The organism is Streptomyces sp. NPDC057950, from assembly GCF_042887295.1.
In the GTDB taxonomy this organism is placed as follows: domain Bacteria; phylum Actinomycetota; class Actinomycetes; order Streptomycetales; family Streptomycetaceae; genus Streptomyces; species Streptomyces kaempferi.
In genome coordinates, this window is the sequence record NZ_JBHVPP010000008.1 from 141,281 (window position 1) to 151,706 (window position 10,426).

Annotated in this window: 1 protein-coding gene; it reads right to left on the reverse strand. The window is 76.6% G+C overall.

Going from position 1 to position 10,426, the window contains the following annotated elements; genetic code table 11:
* Positions 1 to 63: 63 nt before the first annotated feature.
* Entirely contained in the window at positions 64 to 10,371 is a 10,308-nt protein-coding gene (locus tag ACFVTC_RS15910; RefSeq protein WP_390127230.1) for a type I polyketide synthase, read from the reverse strand.
* Positions 10,372 to 10,426: the final 55 nt, after the last annotated feature.

The window sequence follows — 10,426 nt, forward strand, 5'->3', positions numbered from 1 at the left end:
ATGCGTGTTCACCCGTTCCCCGGTCCTGTCCTGTGTCCGTTCGCCGTCGCCGTCGCGGCGGCCTCAGGAGATTCCAAGATCGTTCTCGATGAAGTCGAAGATCTCGTCCGCCGCCGCGGAGTTGATCCGGTCGCTGACGTCGTCCGTCGCCGTCGCCGTGAGGACGGCGCCGCGGTCGGGGCCGTCCCAGCGGGCCAGCAGGGAGCGCAGCCGGGCGCCGATCCGGTCCCGCCGCGCGTCGTCGTCCGCCAGGTCCGTCAGCGCGGACTCCAGACGGTCGAGTTCGGCGAGCGCCCGGCCCGCGCCGTCCATGCCCTCGGTGAGCCGGCCGCGCAGATATCCGGCGAGAGCCGTCGCGTTGGGCTGGTCGAACAGCAGCGTGGCGGGCAGCGCCAGGCCGGTGGCGGTGCCGAGCCGGTTGCGCAGCTCGACGGCGGTCAGGGAGTCGAAGCCGAGGGCGTTGAACGCCTGGGCGGCGCCGACCTTGTCGGTGGAGGCGTGGCCGAGGACCCCGGCGGCCTGGCCGCGCACCAGGGCCAGGAGCGTGCGCTCCTGCTCGGCGGCGGACTGCCCGGCCAGCCGGGAGCGCAGCGCCTCGGCGGCGTTGTCCTCGCCCGGGGCCGCCGGGCGGGCGGCCGCCAGGTCGCGGATCTCCGGCAGGTCGGACAGGAGCGGGCTGCGCCGGGCCGAGGTGAAGCCGGGCGCGAAGCGTGCCCAGTCGACGTCGGCGACGGCCACGGCCGCGTCCGGGCGGGCCACGGCCCGGCCGAGGGCCGCCGGGGCGCGCCGCGGGTCCAGCGGGTTCATGCCGCTGCGCCGCATGCGCTCCTCGGCCCCGGTGTTCTGCGCGGCCATGCCGCCGCCGGCCCACGGCCCCCAGGCCAGGGAGGTGGCGGGCAGTCCGGCGGCGCGGCGCTGCTGCGCGAGGGCGTCCAGACAGGCGTTGGCTGCGGCGTAGTTGGCCTGGCCGAGGGTGCCGAGGGTGCCGGAGACGGACGAGTACAGCACGAACGCGGACAGGTCGCGGTCGCGGGTGAGGTCGTGGAGGTTGCGGGCGGCGGCCAGTTTGGGGCGCAGCACGGTCTCCAGGCTCTCGGGCGAGAGGGTGTCGATGAGCCGGTCGTCGAGGACGCCCGCGGTGTGCACCACGGCGTCCACCGGGTGCCGGGCCAGGAGGGCGGCGAGCGCGTCGCGGTCGGCGACGTCGCAGGCGGCGATCTCGAGTGCGGTGCCGGTGCCGTCCAGTGCGGCCTTCAGCCGGGCCGCGCCCTCGGTGCCGGCGCCGGAGCGGCTGACGGCCAGGATCCGTTCGGCGCCCTGTGCGGCGAGCCAGGCGGCGGTGTGCACGCCGAGGGCGCCGGTCGCGCCGGTCAGCAGGACGGTGCCGTGCCAGGCGGTGGCGGGAGCGGCGCCGGCCGGTACGCGTTCCAGGCGGCGCAGGAAGGTGCCGGAGCCGCGTACCGCGACCTGGTCCTCCCCGTCGCGGCCGGCCAGGACCGCGCTCAGCCGGCGGCCGATGTCCTCGGCGATCGGGGCGTCGGCGGTGCCGGGGAGGTCGACCAGTCCGCCCCAGCTCTGCGGGTACTCCAGGGCCGCGGTACGGCCGAAGCCCCAGACGGCGGCCTGTTCGGGTGCGGTGGGCGCCTCCTGGGCGTGGACGCCGACGGCGCCGGCGGTCAGGCACCACAGGGGCGCGGGGGACGAACCCGCCGCCGTGCGCGGGCCGTTCGGGCCGTCCGGGCTCCCCAGGTCGTCCAGGCTGTCGGAGAGTGCCTGGACGAGCGCGGCGGTGGCGGCGAGGCCGCTCGGGGTGGAGGCGTGCTCCGGCAGGGGCCGGGTGTCGGCGGCGAGCAGCGACAGGACGCCGCCGAGGACGCCGCCGTCCGTCTTCGCGAGGGCGCCGGTCACCTGGGCGGCCAGGGTGACGCGGTCGGCCGAGACACAGTCGACGGGCACGCTCACCACGTGGGCGCCGTGCGCGCCGAGGGCGGCGGCCACCGAGGCGGCCCAGGCGCCGTCCGCGTCGGCGGCGGGGACGGGCAGCAGCCAGGTGCCGGTGAGGGCGGCGGCCTCTTCGACGGCCGGCTTCCACACGACGCGGTGCTCCCAGCCCTCCGCCTCGGAGGTCTGCCGGCGCTCCCGGCGCAGGGAGGAGATCGCGGGCAGGACCGCGCTGAGCGGGGCGTCGGTGCCGAGGCCGAGGCGGTCGGCGAGGTCCTGCGGGCCGGCCTGCTCGACGAAGTCCCAGAACCGCGCCTCCTCGGCGGAGTCGGCCGTGGGGGCCGCCCCGGCGGGCTGTGCGGAGGACTGGAGCCAGTAGCGCTCGCGCTGGAAGGCGTAGGTGGGCAGTGGCGGTTCACCGCGCAGCGCGTCGGGGTCGTGCAGCGCGGCCGCGTCCAGTTCGGCGCCGCGGGCGTGCAGCAGGCCCGCGGCGAGCAGCGCGGAGCGGCGTTCGTCGCCCTCGCGCCGCATCAGCGGTGCGGCGGCGGCCGTCGTGGGATCGGTGACGCTGTCGAGGGCCATCGTCGTCAGCGTGGCGTCGGGGCCCAGTTCGAGGTACGTGGTGACGCCGAGGGCTTCCAGGGCGCGCGCGCCGTCGCAGAAGCGGACCGCGTCGCGCACGTGCCGCCTCCAGTAGGAGGCGGTGCGCAGGTCGTCGCCTTCGGCGAGGCGCCCGGTCACGTTGGAGACGACGGGCAGGGCGGGCGGGGCGTAGGTGACGCGTGCCGCGACCTGTTCGAACTCGTCGAGCATCGCGTCCATGCGGGCGGAGTGGAAGGCGTGGCTGACCCGCAGGCGCCTGGTGCGGCGGCCGCGCCCGGCGAGGACGGCGGCGATCCGCTCGACTTCGTCGCTGTCGCCGGAGAGGACGACCGACGCGGGGCCGTTGAGGGCGGCGATGCCGGCGCGGTCCCCGCTCCCGTCGCTCCCCTCGCTCCCGCCGAGGAGTGCGCGCACCTCCTCCTCGGTGGCCTCGACGGCGGTCATCTCGCCGCCCTCGGGCAGTGCCTGCATCAGCCGGCCGCGGGCGGCCACGAGGGCGCAGGCGTCGGGGAGGGTGAGGACGCCCGCGGCGTGCGCGGCCGTCAGTTCGCCGATGGAGTGGCCCATGAGGGCGTCGGGGCGGGCGCCCCAGGAGTGGACCAGGGCGTGGGCGGCGGTGCCGACGGCGAACAGCGCGGCCTGGGTGTAGGCGGTCCGGCCGAGCAGGTCGGCCTCGGGGGAGCCGTCCTCGCAGAAGACCACCGAGCGCAGCGGCGGTCCGTCGAGGTGGCGGTCGAGTTCGGCGCAGACGGTGTCGAACGTCTCGGCGTACACGGGGTGGGCCCGGTAGAGGTCCTGGCCCATGCCGGGGCGCTGGGCGCCCTGGCCGCTGAAGAGGAACGCGGTCCGGGCGCCGGTGCCGGCGACGCCGGTGGCGACGTCCGGGGTGGCGGTGCCCTGCGCGGTGGCGGCGAGCGCGGTGAGCAGTTGCGTGTGGTCGCCGGCGACGGCGACGGCGCGGTGGTCGAGGGTGTGCCGGGCGGCGGACAGGGTGTGCGCGAGGTCGCGCAGGTCGGTGCCGGGGTGGGCGAGGAGGTGGGTGCGCAGCCGGGCTGCCTGGGCGCGCAGGGCCTCCGGGGTGTGTCCGGAGAGGGTGAACGCGCGGGGGCGGGCGGCCGGTTCGGGGCGGGCCGGGGCGGGCCGGGGTGCGGGCGGTTCCTCCAGGATGACGTGCGCGTTGCTGCCGCTGATGCCGAAGGAGGAGACGCCGGCCCGGCGGGGGCGTGCGGTGTCGGCCGGCCAGGTGCGGGGTTCGGTGAGCAGTTCGATGGCGCCGCTGGACCAGTCGATGTGCTCGGAGGGCTCGTCGACGTGGAGGGTGCGGGGCAGTTCGCCGTGGCGCATGGCCATGACCATCTTGATGACTCCGGCGGCACCGGCGGCTGCCTGGGTGTGGCCGAAGTTGGACTTGGCGGAGCCGAGCAGCAGGGGCCGGCCGTCCTCCCGGTCCTGGCCGTAGGTGGCGAACAGGGCCCGTGCCTCGATGGGGTCGCCGAGGCTGGTGCCGGTGCCGTGCGCCTCGACGGCGTCCACTTCGCGGGGGGTGAGGCCGGCGGCGGCGAGGGCCTGGCGGATGACGCGTTCCTGGGAGGGGCCGTTGGGGGCGGTCAGTCCGTTGGAGGCGCCGTCCTGGTTGGTCGCCGAGCCACGGACGACGGCGAGGACGGGGTGGTTGTTGCGGCGGGCGTCCGAGAGCCGTTCGAGGAGCAGGACGCCGACGCCCTCGGAGAAGCTGGTGCCGTCGGCGGACGCGGCGAACGCCTTGCAGCGGCCGTCCGCGGCGAGACCGTTCTGCGCGGTGAACTCGGTGTAGGTGCCGGGGGTCGCCATCACGGTGACACCGCCGGCCAGGGCCATGCCGCACTCGCCGGTCCGCAGCGCGTGCGCGGCCAGGTGCAGGGAGACCAGCGCCGAGGAGCAGGCCGTGTCGATGGTCATGGTGGGGCCTTCGAGGCCGAAGGTGTAGGCGACGCGGCCGGAGATGACGCTGCCGGAGACGCCGAGGCCGATGTAGCCCTCCATGCCCTCGGGGATGTCGGCGAGCCCGGAGGCGTAGCCGGAGCCCATCGCGCCCACGAACACGCCGGTGCGGCTGCCGCGCAGGGACAGCGGGTCGATGCCGGCCCGCTCGAAGACCTCCCAGGAGGACTCCAGCAGCAGCCGCTGCTGCGGGTCCATGGCGAGGGCCTCGCGGGGCGAGATCCCGAACAGGGAGGCGTCGAAGTGGGTGGCTCCGTAGAGGAATCCGGCCTGGAGTCCGGGCAGGCGTTCCAGGTCCCAGCCGCGGTCGGAGGGGAACGCGGAGATGGCGTCGCCGCCCTCGGCGACGAAGCGCCACAGCTCCTCGGGGGAGGTGACGCCGCCGGGGTACTGGCAGGCCATGCCGATGATGACGACGGGGTCGTCGTCGGCGGCGGCCACGGCGGCGGTCTCCGTCCGCACGGTGGTTCCGCCGAGTTCCTCGCGCAGGTGGCGGGCGAGCGCGGCGGGCCGGGGGTGGTCGAAGACGAGCGTGGGGGGCAGGCGCAGCCCGGTCTCGGTGTTGAGGCGGTTGCGCAGTTCGACGGAGGTGAGGGAGTCGAAGCCGAGGTCGCGGAAGGACTGGTCGGCGCCGACCGCGCCGGCCGTGTCGTGGCCGAGGGCGGTGGCCGCGTGCCGGCGGACCAGGTCCAGGAGGAGGCGTTCCTGTTCGGCCGGTTCCAGGCCGGCCAGGCGTGCGCTCAGCCGGGGTGCGCCGCCGGTGCCCGCCTCGACGGTGCGCCGGGCCGGGGCCCGGACCAGGCCGCGCAGCAGCACGGGCAGCCGGCCCGCGGCGGCGGCGGTGCGCAGCGCGGCGGTGTCCAGTCGCAGCGGGGCGAGCAGCGGCTCGCCGGTCGCGAGGGCGGCGTCGAGGAGGTCGAGGCCCTGTTCGGCGGTGATCGCGGGAAGGCCGGAGGCGGCGATGCGCCGGATGTCGTCCTCGCTGAGGCCGCCCGTCATGCCGTCGTCGCCGGCCCACAGCGTCCAGGCCAGGGAGGTGGCGGGCAGGCCCTGGGCGTGCCGGTGCTGGGCGAGGGCGTCCAGGACGGTGTTGGCGGCCGCGTAGTTGGCCTGTCCGGCGCCGCCGAGCAGTCCGGCGGCGGAGGAGAACAGCACGAACGCGGTCAGGTCCGCGTCCCGGGTGGCGTGGTGCAGGGCGAGCGCGGAGGCGGCCTTGGCGCGCAGGACGGTGTCGAGGCGCTCGGGGGTGAGTGAGGCGAGGACGCCGTCGTCGAGGACGCCGGCGGTGTGCACGACGCCGCGCAGCGGCCGGTCGGCGGGGATCCGGGCGAGGAGCGCGGTGAGCGCGGCGGGGTCGGCGGTGTCACATGCCTCGACGGTCACCTCGGCGCCCTGGGCGGCGAGTTCGGCGACCAGACGGCTCGCGCCGGGGGCGTCGGCGCCCCGCCGGGAGGCGAGGACGAGGCCGCGTACGGCGTGGCGGGTGACGAGGTGGCGGGCGACGAGGGCGCCCAGGAAGCCGGTGCCGCCGGTGATCAGGACGGTGCCTTCGGGGTCCCAGGGAGCCTCGGGGCCGTGGTCCGGATCGGCGCCGGGGCGGGCGGTGTTCACGCGGGTGAGCCGGGGGACGAGCGGCCGGCCGTCGCGCAGGGCGAGCTGGGGTTCGCCGGTGGCCAGAGCGGCGGCGAGGGCGGTGGCGGGTATCCCGTCGGTGCCGGTGTCGAGCAGGACGAGGCGTCCGGGGTTCTCCGTCTGGGCGGAGCGGACCAGGCCCCAGGCGGCGGCCGCGGCCACGGCCGGCACGTCCTCTCCGTCGCGGGCGGCGACGGCCCCGCGGGTGAGGACGACGAGGCGGGCGCCGGCGGTGCGGTCGTCGGCGAGCCAGGTCCGCAGGGTCCGCAGGAGGTGTGCGGCGACGGTGCCGGGGTCGTCGCCGGCGGGGCAGGGCAGCAGCACCGCTTCGGCGTCCTCGGGGACGTCGTCGGGGCCTGCCACGCGGGGCCAGGCGGCATCGAGGCCGGTGTCGAGGCCGTCGTCGTCCGCGGCCGCGTACCAGCGGCCGGCCGGGGGTGCGGCCGGCGTGTTCTCGACGGGGCTCCAGGTGACCCGGTGCAGGGCGCCGGCGGCGGCCGGGGCCGCGGCGCCGCGCAGGCTGTCGGCGGAGACGGGCCGGGAGACGAGGGTGTCGACGGTGGCGACGGGATGGCCCTCGGCGTCGGCGATGCGCAGGGCGACACCGCTCGCGCCCGAGGGTTCGATCCGTACCCGCAGGCTGGTGGCTCCGGCCGCGTGCAGGCGCACCCCGCTCCAGGAGAACGGCAGTCCGACCCCGGCGGGGCCGCCCTCCTCCCCCGCGGGGGCGGTGAGCTGGGCGTGCAGGGCGGCGTCCAGCAGCGCGGGGTGCAGTCCGTAGCGGGCCGCGTCCTTGTGCTGGTCCTCGGGCAGGACGACCTCGGCGTACCAGGCTCCGTCCGCGCGCCAGGCGGCCTTGAGGCCCTGGAAGACGGGGCCGTACTGGTAGCCGGTGTCGGCGAGGGCGGCGTAGAAGCCGTCGAGGGGGACGGACGTGGCGCCGGGCGGCGGCCAGGCCGTCAGGTCGAAGGAGGCCCCGGCGGCACCGGCGGCCAGGACCGCGGAGGCGTGGCGGGTCCATCCGGTGTCGGTGTCGTCGCCCGCGGCGGGCTCGGGGCGCGCGTAGACGGCCAGGTGGCGGCGGCCGGTGTCGTCGGGGGCGCCGAGGACGAGCTGGAGCTGCGCGGTGTCCTTCTGTGCGAGGACGAGCGGGGCTTCGAGGGTCAGTTCCTCCAGCAGGTCGCAGCCGACCTCGTCGCCCGCGCGCAGGGCGAGTTCGGCGAAGGCGGTGCCGGGCAGCAGGACGGCGCCGGAGACCTGGTGGTCGGCGAGCCAGGGCTGGGAGCGCACCGAGAGCAGGCCGGTGAGCAGGACCCGGCCGTCGTCGGCGACGCGGACGACGGCGCTCAGCAGCGGGTGCCCGGCGCTGCCGAGTCCCGCGCCGGAGAGGTCGCCCGCGCCGCGGGCGCTCATGCGCAGCCAGTAGTCGTCGCGCTGGAAGGCGTAGGTGGGCAGGTCGACGCGGGCGGCGGCGGGCGGGGGCAGCAGGCGCTCCCAGTCCACGGCGGCGCCGTGCGCGAAGAGTCCGGCCACGGCCGCCAGCAGTGCGGGGGCCTCGGGCCGGTCCTTGCGCACGGAGGCGAGGCAGACCCGTTCGGTGGTGTCGTCGGGCAGGCAGGTGCGGGCGAGCGCGGTCAGGGTGGCGTCGGGCCCGAGTTCGACGAACCGGCTGACGCCGTGTCCGGCGAGCCAGTCGATGCCGTCGGCGAAGCGCACGGGCCGGCGCAGATGGCGCACCCAGTAGTCGGGCGAGCGCAGTTCCTCGGCGGTGGCGGGCCGGCCGGTCAGGTTGGAGACGACGGTGATCCGCGGCGCGTGGTAGGTGACGCTCTCGGCGACGGTCCGGAACTCGTCGAGGGCGGCGTCCATGCGGGCGCTGTGGAAGGCGTGGCCGACGCGCAGGCGCCGGGTGCGCCGCTGCCGGGCGCTCAGGTGTGCGGCGACCTCCTCGACGGCGTTCTCGTCGCCGGAGATCACGGTGGAGCGGGGGCCGTTGAGGGCGGCGATGCTCACGGCGCCGCCGTGTGCGGCGAGCAGCCCGGTGACCTCGTCCTCGGTCGCCTCGACGGAGATCATGGCGCCGCCCGGCGGGAGCGCCTGCATGATGCGGCCGCGGGCCGCGACCAGCCGGCAGGCGTCGGCCAGCGACCAGACACCCGCGGCGTGCGCGGCGGACAGTTCGCCCAGGGAGTGTCCGACGAGGTACTTGGGCTTGACGCCCCAGGACTCCAGCAGCCGGAACAGGGCCACTTCGACGGCGAACAGCGCGGGCTGGGCGAGGCCGGTGCCGTCCAGGGCGTCGGGGCCCTCGCTGCCGTCGAGGACGATGCCCTTCAGGGACCGGCCCAGCGCGGTGTCGAGGTGCGCGCAGACCGCGTCGAAGGCCGCGGCGAACGCGGGGAACGCCGCGTACAGCTCACGTCCCATGCCGATGCGCTGGGATCCCTGTCCCGAGAAGAGGAAGGCGGTGGCGCCGCGCAGGACGCGGCCGGTGACGACGTGCGGCGCGTCGGGCGCGTCGGGGTCCTCGTCGGCGAGCCGGGCCAGTCCGCGCAGCGCGGCGGCGTGGTCCTCGGCGAGGACGACGGCGCGGTGTTCGAACAGCTGACGGGTGGTGAGGAGGGCGTGGGCGATGCCGGGCGACGCGGAGTCGTCCCCGGCGGTGACACGGTCGAGGAGCCGGGCGGCCTGGCCGCGCAGGGCGGCGGCGCTGCGCGCGGAGACGATCCACGGCACGACCGGGGAGGCGGCCGGGGCGCCGGCGGGCGCGGCCTCCGTCACGGGCCCGGCCGCTCCGTCGTCGGCGGTGGCGTCGGCCGGGGGTTCGGCGGGCGCGGCCTCCAGGATGGTGTGGGCGTTGGTGCCGCTGATGCCGAAGGAGGACACGGCGGCGCGGCGCGGCCGGTCCCCCGTGTCGGGCCATTCGGCGGGCTCGGTGAGCAGGCGGACGTGGCCGGCCGCCCAGTCGACGTGGGTCGAGGGCTCGCTGACGTGCAGGGTGCGCGGGAGGCGGCCGTGGCGCAGCGCCATGACCATCTTGATGATGCTGGCCACACCGGCGGCCGCCTGGGTGTGGCCGAGGTTGGACTTCAGGGAGCCGAGCAGCAGCGGACGGTCGGCGTCCTTGGCACCGCCGTACGTGGCCAGCAGGGCCTGTGCCTCGATCGGGTCGCCCAGTGAGGTGCCGGTGCCGTGGGCGTCGACGGCGTCGATGTCGGCGGCGTTCAGACCGGCGTTGGCCAGGGCCTGTTCGATGACGCGCTGCTGGGCGGGGCCGTTGGGCGCGGTGAGGCCGTTGGAGGCGCCGTCGGAGTTGACGGCGGAGCCGCGGACGACGGCGAGGACGGGGTGGCCGTTGCGGCGGGCGTCGGAGAGGCGCTCGACCAGGAGCAGGCCGACGCCTTCGGACCATCCGGTGCCGTCGGCGTCGTCGGAGAACGCCTTGCAGCGGCCGTCGGCGGCGAGGCCGCGCTGCCGGCTGAACTCGAAGAGCAGTCCGGGGGTCGCCATGACGGCGACGCCGCCGGCCAGGGCGAGGTCGCACTCCCCCGACCTCAGGGCCTGCACCGCCCAGTGGAGGGCGACCAGGGAGGAGGAGCAGGCGGTGTCGACGGTGACGGTGGGGCCCTCCAGGCCCAGCACGTAGGAGATGCGGCCGGAGGCGACGGAGGTGGCGTTGCCCGCGAGCATCAGGCCGTGGACGTCCTCGGGGACCTCCACGGGGCCCTGGCCGTAGCCGGAGGTGGCGGCGCCGACGAAGACGCCGGTGGCACTGGAGCGCAGCGTGGCGGGAGGGATGCCGGCCCGCTCGAGGAGTTCCCAGGACGCCTGGAGGAGCAGCCGCTGCTGGGGGTCGGTGGCGAGGGCCTCGCGGGGGCTCATGCCGAAGAAGCCCGCGTCGAACGCGGCGGCGTCGCCGAGGAAGCCGCCCTCGCGGGTGGAGAAGGTGCCCGGCTTGTCGGGGTCGGGGTCGAAGCGGTCCTCGATGTCCCAGCCTCGGTCGGCGGGCAGCGGGCCGATGGCGTCGCCGTCCTCGTCGACGAGCCGCCACAGGTCCTCGGGGGTGGCCACGGCGCCGGGGAAGCGGCAGCTCATCGACACGATGGCGATGGGCTCGCGCTGCTTCTCCTCCACCTCGTGAAGCTGCCGGCGGGTCTGCCGCAGCTCTGCCGTCACCCGCTTGAGGTACTCGACGTACTTGCCGTCGTCAGCCACGTGTCTCACTTCCTTGACCCGAGCCGGACCGTGTCCGCCGTGCGGGAGCCAGTGC